The organism is Ferrovibrio sp. (assembly GCF_017994015.1).
Lineage (GTDB): Bacteria > Pseudomonadota > Alphaproteobacteria > Ferrovibrionales > Ferrovibrionaceae > Ferrovibrio.
The window spans coordinates 23282-40205 of record NZ_JAGOLP010000018.1 but is presented as its reverse complement, the minus strand read 5'-3'; the positions used below and the strand labels follow the sequence as shown (position 1 = coordinate 40205).

Below are 16924 nucleotides of genomic sequence, written 5' to 3'. Positions count from 1 at the left end.
ATAAAGGTTGTTGGCCCGCCTCGCCTAGGTATAGCTTTGCCGCAAAGCATTGAAATATGGAGGAAACAAAGATGGCTGTGCGCGTGGAAAAACAGGGTCCGGTCACCACGGTGATCCTCAGTCGGCCGGAAGCGCGCAATGCGGTGGACAAGCCGCATGCCGATGCCCTGCGCCAGGCCTTCAAGGAATTTGATGCCGATGCCGCGGCGCGGGTGGCGGTACTGTGGGGCGAAGGCGGCAATTTCTGCGCCGGTGCCGATCTCAAGGCAGTGGCCGATGGCGAGCGCCGCAACGATGCCTCGCCGGAAAGCGAAGGCCCGATGGGGCCGACGCGGCTGTTCATGTCAAAGCCGGTGATCGCGGCGGTGGCCGGCTTTGCCGTGGCCGGCGGGCTGGAACTGGCCTGCTGGTGTGATCTGCGCGTGGTGGAGGCGGATGCCACATTCGGGGTATTCTGCCGCCGCTGGGGCGTGCCGCTGATTGATGGCGGCACGGTGCGGCTGCCGCGCCTGATCGGCCATAGCCGGGCGTTGGACATGATCCTCACCGGCCGCCCGGTGCCGGCCGATGAAGCCTTGCAGATGGGGCTGGCCAATCGTGTGGTGCCTGCCGGCACGGCACGGCAAGAAGCTGAGGCGATGGCCGCCGAGATCGCTAAATTCCCGCAGGCCTGCATGATTGCCGACCGGCTGTCGAGCTATGAGCAATGGACCCTGTCGCTGGATTCCGCCTTGCATGGCGAGGCCGAAAGCGGCTGGCCGATCATCGAGGCCGAGGCCATCACAGGCGCGGCGCGGTTCCGCGATGGTGCCGGCCGCCATGGTGATTTCAGCAAAATATGAGCAGTTAGACCGGGCGCAGTTTCAGCATTTTTTTGATCACGGTAGGCACGGCGGCCTGTTCGGGCGCCAGCCACAGGCCGTCCAGCTGCCCGGCCTGCCGCAGGCTGAGCGTTGCCGCCACGGCCTGGATGCGCAGCGTGAAATGCGTGAAGACATGCTCGGCGCTGCCCGGGCAGGGTTGCCAGTCGAGCGCCAGCGGGGCTTGGGGCAGCGCTTCGGCCAGCGGCCAAGCCGTGTCGCGCCAGGTGGTGCTCGGCACTTCCAGCATGCCGCCCAGCAGGCCCTTTTGCGGCCGGCGGCGGAAATACAGCCTGCCATCCGGCTGGTGCAGCAGGAACGCAATGGTATGCCGCACCGGGCGCAGTGGCTTGGGCGCCTTGGCCGGCAGGCTGGCGGCGATGCCCTGTTCGGCGGCAGCACAGATTTTGCGCAATGGGCAGGCCGGGCAATCCGGCTGGCCGGGTGAGCAAAGCGTGGCGCCCAGATCCATCATCGCCTGGGCATAATCGCCGGGCCGCTGCTGTGGGGTGGCTGCGGCAGCCAAGGCCCTGAGTTGCGGCTTGCTGCCGGGCAAGGGTTCGCGCACCGCAAACAGCCGCGCCAGTACACGCTCCACATTGCCATCCAGCACCGCGGCCGGCTGGTCGAAGGCAATGGCGGCGATGGCGGCTGCCGTATAGGCGCCGATGCCGGGCAGGGCCAGCAGGCCGGCCTCGGTTTCTGGAAAGCGGCCGCCATATTGGTCGCGCAGGGTTTGCGCGCAGGCATGCAGGTTGCGGGCGCGGGCGTAATAGCCCAGCCCGGCCCATTCGGCCAGCACATCCTCCTGCGCCGCATTTGCCAGATCGGTCAGTTCGGGCCAGCGCGCCAGGAAGCGGCCGAAATACGGGATCACGGTGGCCACTGTGGTCTGTTGCAGCATGATCTCGCTGAGCCACACCCGATACGGTTCCGGGCGCGGCTGCCCCGGATTAGCCCGCCAAGGTAGAAAACGATGGTGCTTGTCATACCAAGGCAGCAAAAGAGCCGCAATTTTTGCGGCTTTCCGTTGCGTCGCGGGATTCACGCTGGTGTCTTTTGGTGAAAGGATCGAATTTCTTGGCATGTCGCCAAGAATGTAGGCCAAGGCGGCATGGCAGGCGATGGCGTGGGGGCAAATATGCTGAATTTTCGGATTGGGCTGCTGGCTTTGCTGCTGCTGTTCGGCGCGGCCCAGGCCCAGGCCCATATGCGTGAGATTCGATTGGGCACGCATACCGACCTGTCCGGCCCTGCGGCGCTTTATGGTGTGGCGGTAGTGAATGCGATGCGGCTGCGGCTCGATGCGGTGAATGCCGCTGGCGGCATCCAGGGCCGCCCGGTGCGGCTGATCGTGGAGGATCACGGCTTCCAGCTGGCGCGTGCGGTGCAGGCGGTGAACAAGCTGATCCAGCGTGACCGGGTGATGGCGATTGTCGGCGCGCTGGGTGTGCCGATGAATAATGTGGCATTGCCGCTGCAACTCAAGGCCGGGGTGCCGAACCTGTTTCCGATGGCCGCCAGCCGCAGCATGATCGAGCCGCATCATGCGCTGAAATTCCTCTCCGGCTCGCTGTATTACGACCAGATCCGCAGCGGCCTGGGCTGGATGCTGGCGGAGAAAGGCAAACGCGCCATCTGCGCGCTGTACCAGGATACGGATTACGGCGCCGAGGTTCTGGCGGCGATCCAGAACACCCTGGCGCCGCAGGGTCTGGCCTTGCGCGAAGCGGTGCCACACAAGCCGGGCGATACCGATCTGGCGGCCAATGTTGCGCGGCTGCGCCATGCCGGCTGCGATCTGGTGGTGCTGGCCACATTGTTCCGCGACACTTTGCTGGCCATGGGCGCGGCGCGGCGCAGTGGCTGGCAGGTGGATTTCCTCGGCCCTTCCACGGTCTATGATTACATGATCGAGCAGGCGCCCGGCGGCGTGACGGACGGGCTTTACGCCATGGCCAGTATCGCGCTGCCCTATCGTGACACGGCGGCACCCGAGGTATTGGCCTGGATGGATGCCTACAAGCGCGCCCATGGCGCCGAGCCCAATGCCGGTGCGGTCTATGGCGCCGCCATCATCGACCTGGCGGTGCTGGCGCTGGATCGGGCCGGCGCCAATCCCACCGGCTTGAATGTGGCCCGGGCAGCAGAGGGAATCGGTGGCTATCGTGATATTTTCGGTGGCACGGTGCAGCGTTTTTCTGCCCAGAACCACCAAGGCACGCAGCAGGCTTATGCCTACCGGCTGGAAGCCGGCCGGTTCCGTCGGCTCACCGAGGCGCTGAGTTACCGCTGAAACGGCGCAATCTGTGGATAAGTGTGGTGAACCGCCGTTTATGCGGCGTTTAGTCGCAACTGCACCCACGGTCGATGTTGCGGTGGCGAAACCCTTATGCTAGGTAAACGCGGCTTTCGCGCCGGGTGGTAGCGGAAAACGCTCTGTTCGTGCGCGAAAAATCAGGCCAATCAAAATCTTAGCCACGCTTCGGCATAGATGGCGACGGCCCAAGATCGTTGATGGTTCCGACTGGGGGTTCTCCTCGCGCTGCGAAGTGTGGGGCCGGACCAATAAACAAAGGGTCGTTCGTGGCTCAGCAAAGCGCTCTCGTCTCCGGCATTGCCGGCCGCTACGCCACCGCGCTGTTTGATATGGCGCGTGATGGTGGGCAACTCGATGCCGTCGCCCAGAATCTCGATCAGCTCACAGCCATGCTGGCCGATTCGGCCGATCTGGTGCGGCTGATCCGGTCGCCGGCTTTCTCCCGCGCCGAACAGGGCGCGGCCATCGCCGCCGTGATGGAAAAGGCCGGCTTCAATGACCTGACGCGCCGCTTCGTCGGCGTGCTGGCGCAGAATCGCCGCCTCTTTGTGCTGGCGGATGTGATTGCCGCCTACAAGAAATTGCTCAGCCATCATCGCGGCGAGATTGTCGCCGAGGTGGTGTCGGCCGTGCCGCTCGACGATCAGTCGCTGGCACAGCTCAAATCGGCATTGTCGTCGGCCGCCGCCGGCAATGTGGTGGTCCAGGCCCGGGTTGAACCCGAGCTGATCGGTGGCCTCGTCGTCAAGCTCGGCTCGCGCATGATCGATGCGTCGATCCGTGCCAAGCTCAACTCGCTCAAGTCCGTGATGAAAGGGGTTGCGTGATGGATATCCGCGCCGCAGAGATTTCCGAAATCCTGAAGAGCCAGATCAAGAATTTCGGCGCTGAAGCCGAGGTTTCCGAGGTCGGCCAGGTGCTCAGCATCGGTGACGGCATCGCCCGTGTGCATGGCCTCGACAAGGTCCAGGCCGGCGAGATGGTCGAATTCCCGGGTGGCATCAAGGGCATGGCCCTTAACCTCGAAGTCGACAATGTCGGCGTCGTGATCTTCGGTGAAGATCGTGGCATCAAGGAAGGCGACACCGTCAAGCGTACCGGCGCCATCGTCGACGTGCCGGTTGGCAAGGGCCTGCTCGGCCGCGTCGTCGACGCGCTCGGCAATCCGATTGACGGCAAGGGTCCGCTCCAGGATGTCACCCGCAGCCGCGTGGAAGTGAAGGCGCCGGGCATTATCCCGCGCAAGTCGGTGCACGAGCCGATGCAGACCGGCCTGAAGGCGCTTGACGCCCTGGTGCCGGTGGGCCGTGGCCAGCGTGAGCTGATCATCGGCGACCGCCAGACCGGCAAGACCGCCGTGGCTATCGACACCATCCTGAACCAGAAGGGTGTCAACGCCGGCACCGACGAGAAGAAGAAGCTGTATTGCATCTACGTCGCCGTGGGCCAGAAGCGCTCCACCGTGGCGCAGGTGGTGAAGACTCTGGAAGAGTCGGGCGCGATGGAATATTCCATCGTGGTTGCCGCCACCGCTTCCGAGCCGGCGCCGTTGCAGTTCCTGGCGCCCTATACCGGCTGCGCCATGGGCGAGTATTTCCGCGATAACGGCATGCATGCCGTGATCATCTATGACGATCTGTCGAAGCAGGCCGTCGCCTACCGCCAGATGTCGCTGCTGCTGCGCCGCCCGCCGGGCCGCGAAGCCTATCCGGGCGACGTGTTCTACATCCACTCGCGCCTGCTGGAACGCGCCGCGAAGATGAATGACAAGCTCGGCGCCGGCTCGCTCACCGCTCTGCCGGTGATCGAAACCCAGGCTGGTGACGTGTCGGCCTATATTCCGACCAACGTGATCTCGATCACCGACGGCCAGATCTTCCTCGAAACCGAACTGTTCTATAAGGGCATCCGTCCGGCCATCAACGTTGGCCTGTCGGTCAGCCGCGTCGGTTCGGCGGCGCAGATCAAGGCGATGAAGCAGGTTGCCGGCTCGATCAAGCTGGAACTGGCGCAGTATCGCGAAATGGCGGCTTTCGCCCAGTTCGGTTCGGACCTCGATCCGGCCACCCAGCGTTTGCTCAATCGCGGCGCGCGTCTGACCGAGCTGCTCAAGCAGCCGCAGTATCAGCCGCTGCCGGTCGAAGAGCAGGTGGTGTCGATCTATGCCGGCGTGAAGGGCTATCTCGACCGCGTTCCGGTGAATGCGGTGAACCGCTTCGAAGCCGCCTTCCTGGGTGCCATCCGCAGCAAGCATGGCGATCTGCTCCAGGCGATCCGCGATGCCCAGGCGCTGACCCCGGATATTGAAACCAAGTTGAAGGCGATCCTGGAAGATTTCTCCAAGAGCTTTGCCTGATAACGGCCTGAGGACCACGCGCAATGCCAAGCCTTAAGAGCCTGCGCATTCGGATCAACTCGGTCAAATCGACCCAGAAGATCACGAAGGCGATGAAGATGGTGGCAGCCAGCAAGCTGCGCCGTGCCCAGGAAGCGGCCGAAGCGGCCCGTCCCTATGCCGAGCGCATGGCGGGCATGCTGTCGGCTCTGGCCGGTGGCCAGGCCGGGCAGGATAACGCCCCGCGCCTGCTGATCGGCACCGGTCGCGACGATGTGCATCTGCTGGTCGTTGCCACCGCCGAGCGCGGCCTGTGCGGCGCATTCAATTCCTCGATCGTGAAGCTGGCCCGCCGGCGCGTCGAGGAACTGACCGCCCAGGGCAAGAAGGTGAAAATCCTCTGTGTTGGCAAGAAGGGCCGCGACCAGTTGCGCCGCGACCATGCCGACAAGATCATTGATACCGTCGATCTTTCGAAGGTGCGCCGCATCGGCTTCAGCGAGGCCCAGGCCGTCGCCGACCGCGTGGTGTCGATGTTCGAAGCCGGCGAATTCGACGTGGCGACGATCTTCTTCAACAATTTCGTCTCCGTGATCAGCCAGGTGCCGACCGGCACCCAGCTTATCCCGGCGCAGGTCAGCGATGCTGACAATGCCCAGGGCGATGCTGGCGGCGCGATCTACGATTACGAGCCGGAAGAAGGCGAAATCCTGGAAAAGCTGCTGCCGCGTAATCTGTCGGTGCAGGTTTACCGGGCCTTGCTGGAAAATGCCGCTTCCGAACAGGGCGCGCGCATGTCGGCGATGGACAATGCCACGCGCAATGCCGGCGAAATGATCAAGAAGCTGACCACGGTGTATAACCGCTCGCGTCAGGCCCAGATCACCAAGGAACTCATCGAAATCATCTCCGGCGCCGAGGCCGTTTAAGAACGGCGCGCGCGGGACGAGACGGAACAGCAGGAGCGGAGCAGTATCATGACAACCAAAGGTCACATCACCCAGGTTATCGGCGCCGTCGTCGACGTGCAGTTCGATGGCCATCTGCCGGCGATTCTGAACGCGCTGGTGGCCACCAACCAGGGCAACCATCTGGTGCTCGAAGTGGCGCAGCATCTCGGCGAGAATACCGTGCGCACCATCGCGATGGATTCCACCGATGGTCTGGTGCGCGGCATGGAAGTGTCGGATACCGGCGCGCCGATTTCGGTGCCGGTGGGTCCGGAAACCCTTGGCCGCATCATCAACGTGATCGGCCAGCCGATTGACGAGCGCGGCCCGGTGAACGCCAAGAAGGCGGCTCCGATCCACGCTCCGGCGCCGGAATATATCGATCAGTCGACCGAGCAGAAGGTGCTGGTCACCGGCATCAAGGTGGTTGACTTGCTCGCGCCTTACTCGAAGGGCGGCAAGATCGGCCTGTTCGGCGGCGCCGGCGTGGGCAAGACCGTGCTGATCATGGAGCTGATCAACAACATCGCCAAGACCCATGGCGGCTACTCGGTGTTCGCCGGTGTCGGCGAGCGTACCCGCGAAGGCAACGATCTCTATCACGAAATGATGGAGTCGGGCGTTATCAAGACCGATGGTCCGGGTTCCAAGGTGGCCCTGGTGTATGGCCAGATGAACGAGCCGCCGGGCGCCCGCGCCCGCGTTGCGCTGACCGGCCTGACCCTGGCGGAATATTTCCGCGACCAGGAAGGCCAGGACGTGCTATTCTTCGTCGACAACATCTTCCGCTTCACCCAGGCGGGTTCGGAAATGTCGGCCCTGCTCGGCCGTATTCCTTCGGCGGTGGGCTACCAGCCGACGCTGTCCACCGATATGGGCCAGTTGCAGGAGCGCATCACCTCCACCAACAAGGGTTCGATCACCTCGGTGCAGGCGATTTACGTGCCGGCTGACGACTTGACCGACCCGGCGCCGGCCACTTCGTTCGCCCATTTGGACGCCACCACGGTGTTGAGCCGCCAGATCGCCGAGCTTGGCATCTATCCGGCGGTGGACCCGCTCGACTCGACCTCGCGCATCCTTGACCCGCGCATCGTCGGCGACGAGCATTACCAGGTTGCCCGCCAGGTGCAGAACATCCTGCAGAGCTACAAGTCGCTGCAGGACATCATCGCCATCCTCGGCATGGACGAATTGTCGGAAGAGGACAAGCTGGTGGTGGCCCGCGCCCGCAAGATCCAGCGCTTCCTCAGCCAGCCCTTCGACGTGGCGCAGGTGTTCACCGGCTTCCCGGGTGTGCAGGTGCCGCTGGCCGAAACCATTCGCGGCTTCAAGGAAATCGTGGAGGGCAAGCACGACCATCTGCCGGAATCGGCTTTCTACATGGTCGGCACCATCGACGAAGCCATCGCCAAGGCGAAGAAGATGGCGGCCGAGGCGGCCTGAGCCGTCCCGGCAGCATCACAGCCACGGTAGGTAGAGGAGTAACGCAGCATGGCCGAGACCTTCGGGTTCGAGCTGGTTTCGCCCGAGAAGCTTCTGCTCTCGGTTGATGCCGAAATGGTCACCGTGCCGGGTGATGCGGGCGATATGGGCATCCTGCCGGGCCATGCCCCGGTGATCTCGTCGCTGCGCCTCGGTGTGATCGAAGTGACCAAGGCCGGCGGTGGCGAGGAACGTATCTTCGTGGCCGGCGGCTTTGCCGAGATGTCGAACAACAAGCTCACCGTGCTGGCTGAAGAGGCCATGCCGGTGGCTGATCTGAAGCGCGACAAACTGGAAGCCAAGCTGAAGGATGCGCGCGAAGACCTGGCCGATGCCAAGGAAGATCACGCCAAGGCCCGCGCCCAGGCCGAGATTGAAAAGTTCACCGCCATGCTTGAGGCGGCGGCGTAGTTTTCGCCGGATATTGCTTCCAGACGGCGCGGTTCATCCCGCGCCGTTTGTTTTTCTAGCGCCTGAAAATGCTTGTCTCGCTCGGGCGCCGCGTTTCCCAGCCGAGACGCTCCAGTTCCGGCACATTGCTCGGCTCCTGCTCGTAGCCGGCGCAGAGATAGGCCACCAGGCGCCAGGGGCTGGGCAGCTCCAGGTCGCTACGCACTTGCTCCGGGTCGAGGATCGAGACCCAGCCGCAGCCCAGATTGGCGGCGCGGGCGGCGAGCCAGAAGCCATGCACGGCCATTACCACGGAATATTCCAGCATTTCCGGCATACTCTGGCGCCCCAGGCCATGGCCTTGCGCGGTGCCGGCATCGCAGAACACTGCCAGATGCACCGGTGCCTCGCGCAGCCCGGCCAGTTTCAGGCCGGCATAGAGCCTGGCGCGGTCGCCGTCATAAGCCGCTAGGGCCTGGGCGTTGGCAGTTTCAAAATTTTTTATCACCAGGCTGCGTTTTTCGGGGCTTTGCACCAGCACAAACCTCCAGGGCTGGCTATTGCCGACGCTGGGGGCCAGGGCGGCCATGTCGATCAGTTCCGGCAGCAGGCCGGGCGGCAGCGGATCGGTGCGGAAATGCCGCACATCACGCCGCCATTGCAGCAGGTCGGCGAAACGATCACGGAAGCCGGGATCGAAGCTGGGGGGATCGGCTGGCGGCGAGGTGATAACGGGCGGCTCTGTTGGCATGCGGGCCTCGGTTGGGCCGCCCGTTATGTCCCTATAGGCGGGTCAGTGCAACAGCCTTAAAGGGCTGTGCCGCTGGGCTGCTGGATTGCCGAGAGCAGCCACTTGCCGGTGCTGCCGGCGCGCAGGAAGGTCCACACCTCGACGCTTTCGCTGCGCTGCTCGCGGCTGCCCTCCACCACACTGCCATCGGCGCGGTTGATGGTATAGTCCAGTGCGCTCCAGCGCATCGCCACGGTGGCGTAATCCACGCCGTCCTCGCGCCAGGCTTCGGCCAGGTCGCCCTGTTCCAGCACCACATCCTCGATCTGGTTGCTCTGGCCCAGGCTGGCCAGTTCTGCCAGGTCACGCGACAGGAAGCTGGCCATTTCCGGGGTGCAATATTCGGTCAGGGCCACCACATCGGCCTTGCTCCAGGCGGCCTGCACATCCTTGAGGCGCTGTTCAAAAGCCTGGTAATCGGCCTCGCCGATGCCCACGCCGTCGCTGTTGTCAGCCATGGCGGCGTTGCCGGCAGGAGAACCCGCGCCGGGGATATCATAGCGCGGGTTGTCGCTGGCTTCGCGGGCCAGCGGTGCCGGCTCATAACTGGCGGGCACAGGCGCCCCGCCGGCCATCGCCGGGCGACCGGGCTGCATGCCGGCCTGGGCGGCCGAGCGGCGACGGAAGAAGCTGATGGCCAGCCAGGCCAGGCCGCCGATCAGCAACACTTGCAGCAGCAGGCCGAACATGCCGGCGGCGCCCATGCCGCCCGCACCAAACAGGCCGCTGCCGAATAACAGGCCGATCAGGCCGGCGCCGAGCAGGCCGCCCATCAGGCCGCTCATGAAGGGCGAACGACCGGCGGCGGCTGGTGCGGCGGCGGCCGGCTGACCGGCACGCGGCGCAGCCGCCTGGCTGGTGCTGCCGGCAGCCGGCGGCGGGGTGACGCTGCGCTGCACCGGGGCAGCCGAAGGCGCGGTCGGGGTTGACGGCGCCGCATCATAGGTGCGGCTGCCGCGGCTGCCCATGCTGCCGCCGGAACGGCCGGCCTTGGCTTCCACCAGGGCGGGCAGCACGGTCAGCATCAGGCCCAGCCCGATGATGCCAAGAAGCTTGAATTTACGCATGACCTACATCTCTCCCCGTTAATCGTTTCGCCTGATCATAGCGCAGGCGGCAGCAAAAAATTATGGAATATTTATGTAGGATGCTGGGGGCGGAGTGCAAGTGCCGTCCCCAGCATAGCCATTATTCCGCCGCCTTGCTGCCGGGCCGGTAGATTTCGCCGCCATTACCGCTTGCCGGATCGCGGAATTCCGCCGCTTTGGCTGCCATGCCGGCCTGGCGGATTTCCTGGCTGATCTGCATCGAGCAGAATTTCGGCCCGCACATCGAGCAGAAATGCGCGGTCTTGTGTGCCTCCTTGGGCAAGGTGCGGTCATGGAAATCGCGCGCCGTTTCGGGATCGAGGCCAAGATTGAACTGATCTTCCCAGCGGAATTCGAAGCGGGCGCGGCTCAGGGCGTCGTCGCGCCGTTGTGCGCCGGGATGGCCCTTGGCCAGATCGGCGGCATGGGCGGCCAGCTTGTAGGTGATGACGCCGGTTTTCACATCATTGCGATCCGGCAGGCCGAGATGCTCCTTCGGCGTCACGTAGCACAACATGGCGCAGCCAAACCAGCCGATCATCGCCGCGCCGATGCCGCTGGTGATGTGGTCATAGCCGGGCGCAATATCGGTGGTCAGCGGCCCCAATGTGTAGAACGGCGCTTCGCCGCAGGTTTCCAGCTGGCGCTCCATATTCACTTTGATCTTGTGCATCGGCACATGGCCGGGGCCTTCCACCATCACCTGGCAATCCCAGGCCCAGGCGATGCGGGTCAGTTCGCCCAGTGTGTCCAGTTCAGCGAATTGCGCGGCATCATTGGCATCGGCGATGCTGCCCGGACGCAGACCGTCGCCCAGCGAAAAGCTGATATCGTAGGCGCGCATGATGTCGCAGATATCTTCGAAATGCTCATGGAGGAAATTCTCGCGGTGATGCGCCAGGCACCATTTCGCCAGGATCGAGCCGCCGCGGCTGACAATGCCGGTGACCCGCCGGGCGGTGAGCGGAATATGCGCCAGCCGCAAACCGGCATGGATGGTGAAATAATCCACGCCCTGCTCGGCCTGTTCGATCAGCGTGTCGCGGAAGATCTCCCAAGTCAGCTCCTCAGCCCGGCCGCCGACTTTTTCCAGTGCCTGATAGATCGGCACCGTGCCGATCGGCACCGGTGCGTTGCGGATAATCCAGTCGCGGATATTGTGGATGTTGCGCCCGGTCGACAGGTCCATCACCGTGTCGGCGCCCCAGCGGGTTGCCCACACCATCTTCTCCACTTCCTCGGCCACGCCAGACGTGACGGCGGAATTGCCGATATTGGCATTCACCTTGACGCGGAAATTGCGTCCAATAATCATCGGCTCCAGTTCGGCGTGGTTGATATTGCAGGGGATGATGGCGCGGCCGCGCGCAATCTCGTCGCGCACAAATTCAGGCGTCACAAATTCGGGAGTCGCGGCGCCAAAATCCACGCCGTCGCGCGGCGCCGCTGCTGCACATTGCCGTGCCTCGTTTTCCCGGATCGCCACATATTCCATCTCGGCCGTGATGATGCCGCGCCGGGCATAGGCATATTGTGTCACCGCCTGGCCGTTGCGCGCGCGCAACGGGCCAGACCGTGGTGAGCCGGGCTGCTGCGGGAAGGGCGGCACTGCCTGCTGGGATGACGAGAAGCCATTGTCTTCCGGCCGCAGCGCGCGGCCCGGATACTGCTCCACATCGCCGCGTGCCAGCACCAGCGCCTCACGCCAGCGCGGCAGGCCACGTTCGATATCAATGTCGTGTGCCGGGTCGCTATAGGGGCCGGAGGTGTCGTAGACACCGAGCGGCGCCTCCCCGGCACTCGGATGTGTAGTAATGGCGCGATACGGCACCCGGATGGCGGGATGGATTTTCCCGTTTTCATAGTATTTCGTCGAAGCCGGAAGCGGCCCAGTGGTGATTGTGGTGGTCTTCATGCGGATCTCCTGTCCGTAATGGCTTGCGGAGATCCGGGATAGGGGTGGAAGAAGATGGCGGCAAATAGCGTGACGCGGGTGCGTCAGCGGCTTGTTTGCGGTTCCGTTCCCTCCGCCGGCATGACCCGGATCAGGTTCTAAGGGTCACGGCGCCGGCAAACAGCCCAGCCGAATCTCAGCCCCCTGGCGGGGCACCCCTCGGTAAGCCAAAAACTAGGATAGCTTGCTGGTGGCGGTCAAGCTTGCCGGCGCAACCTGAATGGGTTCGGGAATCGCGTCGCCTGACGCTGGATAGGGGCTTGCAGAACCTCGCCCGCAGACGATCCCAGCGGTTGTGTGCCAAGGCAAAAAAACCAGACGAATCGGGGTGATATGCCTGATTTGGCACAATGGTGTGCTGTTTTTGCAACAGCGAAGCAGTCATCCTTAAAAAGCCGCATTGCCTTGTTGACCGGCCTGCGCAGACTCGCGTAGTCTTCGCTCCGAAGTGGCAAAAGCCCGTGCATAAGGCTTAAGCCCTTGGGGTTTACATACTTGGGAGCGCATATACATGATCCGCAAACTTTTCTTTGGCCTAGTCGGTGTCGGCATGCTTGCCGCAGCGCCGGCCTTCGCCCAATCCAGCGCCACATCCGGCGACGCCTCGACCAATCCGGTGATCGCCAATAATGCGGTTGCCTCTGTTGCCGCGCCTGCGGCTTCCACTGCCACGGTTGGCCTCATCGGCAATGCCGCTGCTGGCGCGATTGGCGGCGGCTTCTCGGGCGGCGGCGGCGTCGGCGGCGGCGTGGGCGGCGGCGGCGGCTTCGCCCCTGCGGGCGGTGGCGGTGCTACCCCGGCCGGCGGTTCGGGTCCGCAGAGCTTCCTGAATTCGCGTGATGCCGGTCGTGCCGGCGGCGCGGGCGACAAGCGTTTCGGCGCCTGGTTGCAGGGCGCTTATTCCACCGTCGACAACACTCAGGTCGGCTTGCAGTTTGACGGCTCGGTTTACAACCTCGTCGGCGGCCTGGATTACATGGTCAGCGACAAGGTCGTGGTCGGTGTTGCCCTGGGCTACGAAATGCTCGACATCACCACCGCGTTCAACGCTGGTTCGATCGAAGCTGATGGCTTCGGCGTGACCCCGTATATCGGCATCGCGCTGACCAATGCCTGGAGCCTGGATGCGGCTGCCGGCTACACTTGGCTGAGCTACGACACGAAGCGTAACACCAACATCACCGGCTCGTATGATGCCGAGCGTTGGTTCGTCGCTTCCAACCTGACCGGCAATTATGCTTCGGGTCGCTGGCGCCTGATGCCGAAGGTCGGCGTGCTGTATCTCGAAGAAGAATCTGACAGCTATCGCGACTCGACCGGTGGCGCACTGGTTGGCAGCGTCACCAAGCTGGGCCGTATCTCGGCGGGTGGCCGCGTCGGCTACGCCTTCGATAGCGTGATGCCCTACTTCAAGCTGATGGGTGAGTATGATTTCGAGAAGAACGGCTCCGTCCGCCTTGCCAACGGCACCTTCTCGCATGACGACGATATGGGCGGTCAGGTTGGCGTTGGTTTTGATTTCTACGGTTCCAACACCCTGTCCGGCAATGTCGAAGCGTCCTACAACTCGCTGGGCCGTACCGACCTGGATGTGTGGACCACCACTGCCCGCCTGCGCGTGAAGTTCTAAGCTTGAGGGCTGCCGCGCTCCCGGCAGCCTGAGCTTGAAAAAACAGAGGCCCGAACCGCAAGGTTCGGGCCTTTTGTTTTGCCCCGGGCTTAGTAGATTAAGCCAGTTATGTTGACAGGCAGGGCAGAGATGAAAAGTCGATGGATGGTGGCTTTGCTGCTGCCAATGCTGGGTGGTTTGCTTGCCGGTTGCGCCAGCGGCCCGGCCTTGTTGCAATCTAATGCCGCGCGTGCCGATGCCGCTGCCCGCAGCGCCAATCCCCCGCTGGTAAAAACCCGCTTCGAGACCCGGCAGTTTGATCTGATCGGTTATTATCGCCAATCGGCGCCGAATGATCCGCGTTTGGCGATTTTTATCGAGGGCGATGGCGTGGCCTACATCACCCGCACCCAGCGTGCGGTTGATCCAACGCCGGAAAAGCCGGTGGCGCTTGATCTGGCGGCACGCGATGCGGCGCCAAACCTGCTCTATCTGGCCCGGCCCTGCCAGTATGTCGGCGGCCGCAATGGCCGCAATTGCGACTCGGCCTATTGGACCACGCATCGTTATGCGCCGGAAGTGGTGGCGGCACTGGATGAGGCGATCAGCCAGTATGTTGGGCATTTCGGCGGCCGGCGCCTGGCGCTGTATGGCTATTCCGGTGGCGCGTTGCTGGCCCTGTTGCTGGCCGGGCAACGCGGCGATGTGGAGAGTGTCACCACCATCGCCGGGGTGCTGGATCATCAGGCCTGGACCAGCCATTTCGGCGACACACCGCTTTATGGCTCGCGCAACAGCCTCGAAGTGGCCGAGCGCCTGCGGCGTTTGCCGCAGCGCCATTTCACCGGCCTGCGCGACGATCAGGTGCCGGCAGCGCTGGCGCCGGCCTTCATGCGCCGGCTTGGCTTGCCGCCGGAAAAATTCATCACGCAACTGCCCAGGGCAGACCATGAATGCTGCTGGGCCGAGCTATGGCCGCAACTGGCCTTACAGGCAGCGGTAACACCATGAAGCTGCCAGCATAACCATGGGCAAGCCAGTATCGCCGCAGCCACGCCAGCCGGCCCGCAGCCAGCCGCAGCATACAAACAAGCCGGCTGCCGGCGCAGCCCGGATTGAACGCCTGGCCGCTTATGCCGGCGTGCCGGTGCTGTGGTTTGCCGTTGCCGGGCCGGTATTTTCACTGCCGGTGTTCAAGCGCGGCCTGTGGGAATTGGCCGAGCCATTGGTGATCGCCCATTTCGCGGCTTCCGGATTGGCTGCCTTGTTGTTGGCAGCCTGGCTGGCTGGCGGTGGCCGGTTCTCGCGGCCCGCCCTGCTCTTGGCGCTGCCGGCATTTGCCTTGGCCGCCTGGCTGCTGGTGAGCGGGCCGGGCGGCTTCGTGGCGGCAGAATGGCGGCTGCGGCTGCTGGGCGTGCCGCAATCCGGCCTTGGTCCCCTCTGGTATGCCGGATTTGGCCTATGGCTGCTGCTGGGTGATCTGGTGCTGCGCCATGCCTTGGCCTGGCGGCTGGTATTGTGGGGCGGTTTTGCTGCCAGTGCCGTTATCCTTGTGGTGTTGGGCATCGACCGTATCAACAACAGCGTCTCATCGCTGTTTCATGTGCTGGCCTATTATGCCTGGCCGGGCCTGGCGCTGCCGGCTATCGCCTGGGCTTTGCCTATACGCGACCGGCTGGCCCTGGTCGAGCGCCTGCTGGCCATCCTGATTGCTTTGGGCCTGCTGGTACTGGGCAAGGCAATAAGCATGATGGCCGGGGCAGGGGCGGGCCTGGTCATCGCCTTGCTGTGGTGGCGCCTGCCGCAAGACGGGCTGCCCGGTCTGCTGCGCAAGCCGGTAGTAGTGGCCGCACTGGTGGCTACCGCTGCGCTGCTGCCGCTGCTCCTGGTCAGCCTGCCGGAGGTTACTGCAAATTTTGACTCGCTCGAATCACGGCGCAAAGTGTGGCTGATGATCTGGTCGGTGCCGGCGCATGAGCCGCTGGCCTGGCTGGTCGGCAATGGTGCTGGCAGTATGCCCAGCACTATGCTGACACAGCTTGCGTTTTCGGAGCATCCACTCTGGAAAATTGACGAATGGGACATGCTGAAGTCGCGTTACTTCCATGCCCATAACTGGCTGTTGCAGGCGTTGCATGATGGCGGCCTGCCTGCGGTGCTGCTGCTGGCCTGGCTGCTGATACAGCCAGTATGGCTGGCGCCAGCAGCACGGCGGGGCATGGCATTGGGTTTGGTCGTGGCCTATCTGCTGGCACTTGGCTTATGGTTTGAGCTGATTTTTGCCCTGCCATACTTGGGCCTGGCCTGGATTGGCATAATGCAGCCGGCACAGCCGGGTGTAGCTGGCGCAACAGCAATGCGGCACGCCGCAATCGCCGCCTTGTTTGTGTTTGCCGGGGTGTTTTTCTGGGCGGCCGTTGGGCTTGAGCGCTATGCCCGGCAGATCGATCAGCAATTGGCCTGGTTCTCCAACACGCCCGATATAGAGCGGCCGCCGCTTGGGCCGCCGCCCGCGCTGCCAACCGATCCGCGTGATGCAGATATGCAACTGGCAGACATGTTGTCCTATCAAATCCAGGGCGTAATTTCTCGCCAGGAAGAAGCGCACGTGCCGCCTTATCCGGAACGTGAAGTGCAGCGTATCGAATGGATTTTGCAAATCCTGCGCACACGCCTGCCGGATACCCGATCCCCTTTGTTCCTGCTGCATGGCGAAAGAATATTTTCCGACCTCATGCTGCGGCCTAGCATGGCGGCTTATCACCCACTGCTGCTGCCGCATCTATCGCTCTGGCGTCAGATTATTGAGCGTAGCCTGCAACTGGCGCCACACCGGTCGGATATGGCTCAGGGATACCTGAACTGGACCTTACAGAGCGGGCGGCGCAGCGAAACGCTGAGTTTGGCGCGTCTAATACGCCAAGCTAAGGCGGAAGACCCGATTGGCTTGTTTTTTGAGGGCGCGGTGCTGACGCTGGAGGATAATGCCGCGCACAAATCCCAGGGCATGGCCTTGCTGCGCCGCTCCCTGGCAGCCGGCGTGGAGCAGTTCTTTCCGGTTGATGCCTCGTTCAAACGTAATATTGGTGCGCTTTGAGGCTGCCGGGTCATTCGACAAGCCAAATGATTTCGGCTATGCAGCG

Annotated in this window: 14 protein-coding genes and 1 riboswitch; of the genes, 10 read left to right on the top strand and 4 right to left on the bottom strand. The window is 63.6% G+C overall.

What is annotated here, in order from left to right; genetic code table 11:
* Nucleotides 1–71 precede the first annotated feature (71 nt).
* Complete coding sequence (locus KBB36_RS11230) at nucleotides 72–842, top strand: crotonase/enoyl-CoA hydratase family protein (protein WP_290980343.1); 771 nt, start codon at nucleotides 72–74, stop codon at nucleotides 840–842.
* 4 nt (nucleotides 843–846) lie between these two features.
* Here KBB36_RS11230 and mutY read toward each other — a convergent pair whose 3' ends face one another.
* The gene (mutY, locus tag KBB36_RS11225) at nucleotides 847–1908 is read right to left on the bottom strand and encodes an A/G-specific adenine glycosylase (protein ID WP_290980340.1); all 1062 of its coding nucleotides are present in this window, start codon (nucleotides 1906–1908) and stop codon (nucleotides 847–849) included.
* A 93-nt stretch (nucleotides 1909–2001) separates the two neighbouring features.
* Between mutY and KBB36_RS11220 the strand changes: the two genes are divergently transcribed.
* The 6 genes from KBB36_RS11220 to KBB36_RS11195 all read left to right on the top strand — a co-directional run bounded on the left by KBB36_RS11220 (nucleotide 2002) and on the right by KBB36_RS11195 (nucleotide 8361).
* On the top strand, nucleotides 2002–3156 hold the full coding sequence (locus KBB36_RS11220) for an ABC transporter substrate-binding protein (protein ID WP_290980337.1): 1155 nt from the start codon (nucleotides 2002–2004) through the stop codon (nucleotides 3154–3156).
* A 290-nt stretch (nucleotides 3157–3446) separates the two neighbouring features.
* A complete protein-coding gene (locus KBB36_RS11215) occupies nucleotides 3447–4007 on the top strand; it encodes a F0F1 ATP synthase subunit delta (RefSeq protein WP_290980334.1) in 561 nt (186 codons plus the stop codon).
* The gene (atpA, locus tag KBB36_RS11210; RefSeq protein WP_290980331.1) at nucleotides 4007–5536 is read left to right on the top strand and encodes a F0F1 ATP synthase subunit alpha; all 1530 of its coding nucleotides are present in this window, start codon (nucleotides 4007–4009) and stop codon (nucleotides 5534–5536) included. The genes KBB36_RS11215 and atpA overlap by 1 nt, the downstream gene beginning before the upstream one ends.
* Before the next feature lie 23 nt (nucleotides 5537–5559).
* Nucleotides 5560–6444, top strand: coding sequence for a F0F1 ATP synthase subunit gamma (locus KBB36_RS11205; protein WP_290980328.1), 885 nt, complete (start codon nucleotides 5560–5562; stop codon nucleotides 6442–6444).
* A 48-nt stretch (nucleotides 6445–6492) separates the two neighbouring features.
* Nucleotides 6493–7911 (top strand): F0F1 ATP synthase subunit beta, encoded by a 1419-nt coding sequence (atpD, locus tag KBB36_RS11200; RefSeq protein ID WP_290980324.1) that lies wholly within the window; start codon nucleotides 6493–6495, stop codon nucleotides 7909–7911.
* Between the two features lie 48 nt (nucleotides 7912–7959).
* On the top strand, nucleotides 7960–8361 hold the full coding sequence (locus KBB36_RS11195) for a F0F1 ATP synthase subunit epsilon (protein WP_290980322.1): 402 nt from the start codon (nucleotides 7960–7962) through the stop codon (nucleotides 8359–8361).
* Nucleotides 8362–8416: 55 nt separating this feature from the next.
* On the opposite strand, the gene bluB is transcribed toward KBB36_RS11195, so the two are convergent.
* From bluB to thiC, 3 genes are all read right to left on the bottom strand, one after another.
* The gene (gene bluB, locus KBB36_RS11190) at nucleotides 8417–9091 is read right to left on the bottom strand and encodes a 5,6-dimethylbenzimidazole synthase (RefSeq protein ID WP_290980319.1); all 675 of its coding nucleotides are present in this window, start codon (nucleotides 9089–9091) and stop codon (nucleotides 8417–8419) included.
* Nucleotides 9092–9147: 56 nt separating this feature from the next.
* Nucleotides 9148–10197 carry a TIM44-like domain-containing protein gene (locus KBB36_RS11185; RefSeq protein WP_290980317.1) on the bottom strand — a complete coding sequence of 350 codons (1050 nt, stop codon included), beginning with the start codon at nucleotides 10195–10197 and terminating at the stop codon, nucleotides 9148–9150.
* Nucleotides 10198–10318: 121 nt separating this feature from the next.
* A complete protein-coding gene (gene thiC, locus KBB36_RS11180) occupies nucleotides 10319–12133 on the bottom strand; it encodes a phosphomethylpyrimidine synthase ThiC (RefSeq protein WP_290980314.1) in 1815 nt (604 codons plus the stop codon).
* A gap of 89 nt (nucleotides 12134–12222) precedes the next feature.
* Nucleotides 12223–12342: riboswitch (TPP riboswitch) on the bottom strand.
* A 341-nt stretch (nucleotides 12343–12683) separates the two neighbouring features.
* On the opposite strand from thiC, the gene KBB36_RS11175 reads away from it, so the two are divergent.
* From KBB36_RS11175 to KBB36_RS11165, 3 genes are all read left to right on the top strand, one after another.
* A complete protein-coding gene (locus KBB36_RS11175; protein WP_290980311.1) occupies nucleotides 12684–13802 on the top strand; it encodes an autotransporter outer membrane beta-barrel domain-containing protein in 1119 nt (372 codons plus the stop codon).
* Between the two features lie 129 nt (nucleotides 13803–13931).
* The gene (locus KBB36_RS11170) at nucleotides 13932–14792 is read left to right on the top strand and encodes an alpha/beta hydrolase (protein ID WP_290980309.1); all 861 of its coding nucleotides are present in this window, start codon (nucleotides 13932–13934) and stop codon (nucleotides 14790–14792) included.
* A 16-nt stretch (nucleotides 14793–14808) separates the two neighbouring features.
* Nucleotides 14809–16878 (top strand): hypothetical protein, encoded by a 2070-nt coding sequence (locus KBB36_RS11165; RefSeq protein WP_290980307.1) that lies wholly within the window; start codon nucleotides 14809–14811, stop codon nucleotides 16876–16878.
* Nucleotides 16879–16924: the final 46 nt, after the last annotated feature.

Coding starts and splice junctions, on each gene's coding strand:
- KBB36_RS11170 (WP_290980309.1), top strand. CDS start 13,932: ATGAAAAGTCGATGGATGGTGGCTTTGCTGCTGCCAATGCTGGGTGGT.
- KBB36_RS11220 (WP_290980337.1), top strand. CDS start 2,002: ATGCTGAATTTTCGGATTGGGCTGCTGGCTTTGCTGCTGCTGTTCGGC.
- thiC (WP_290980314.1), bottom strand. CDS start 12,133: ATGAAGACCACCACAATCACCACTGGGCCGCTTCCGGCTTCGACGAAA.
- atpD (WP_290980324.1), top strand. CDS start 6,493: ATGACAACCAAAGGTCACATCACCCAGGTTATCGGCGCCGTCGTCGAC.
- KBB36_RS11230 (WP_290980343.1), top strand. CDS start 72: ATGGCTGTGCGCGTGGAAAAACAGGGTCCGGTCACCACGGTGATCCTC.
- atpA (WP_290980331.1), top strand. CDS start 4,007: ATGGATATCCGCGCCGCAGAGATTTCCGAAATCCTGAAGAGCCAGATC.
- KBB36_RS11195 (WP_290980322.1), top strand. CDS start 7,960: ATGGCCGAGACCTTCGGGTTCGAGCTGGTTTCGCCCGAGAAGCTTCTG.
- KBB36_RS11175 (WP_290980311.1), top strand. CDS start 12,684: ATGATCCGCAAACTTTTCTTTGGCCTAGTCGGTGTCGGCATGCTTGCC.
- KBB36_RS11165 (WP_290980307.1), top strand. CDS start 14,809: ATGGGCAAGCCAGTATCGCCGCAGCCACGCCAGCCGGCCCGCAGCCAG.
- KBB36_RS11185 (WP_290980317.1), bottom strand. CDS start 10,197: ATGCGTAAATTCAAGCTTCTTGGCATCATCGGGCTGGGCCTGATGCTG.
- bluB (WP_290980319.1), bottom strand. CDS start 9,091: ATGCCAACAGAGCCGCCCGTTATCACCTCGCCGCCAGCCGATCCCCCC.
- KBB36_RS11205 (WP_290980328.1), top strand. CDS start 5,560: ATGCCAAGCCTTAAGAGCCTGCGCATTCGGATCAACTCGGTCAAATCG.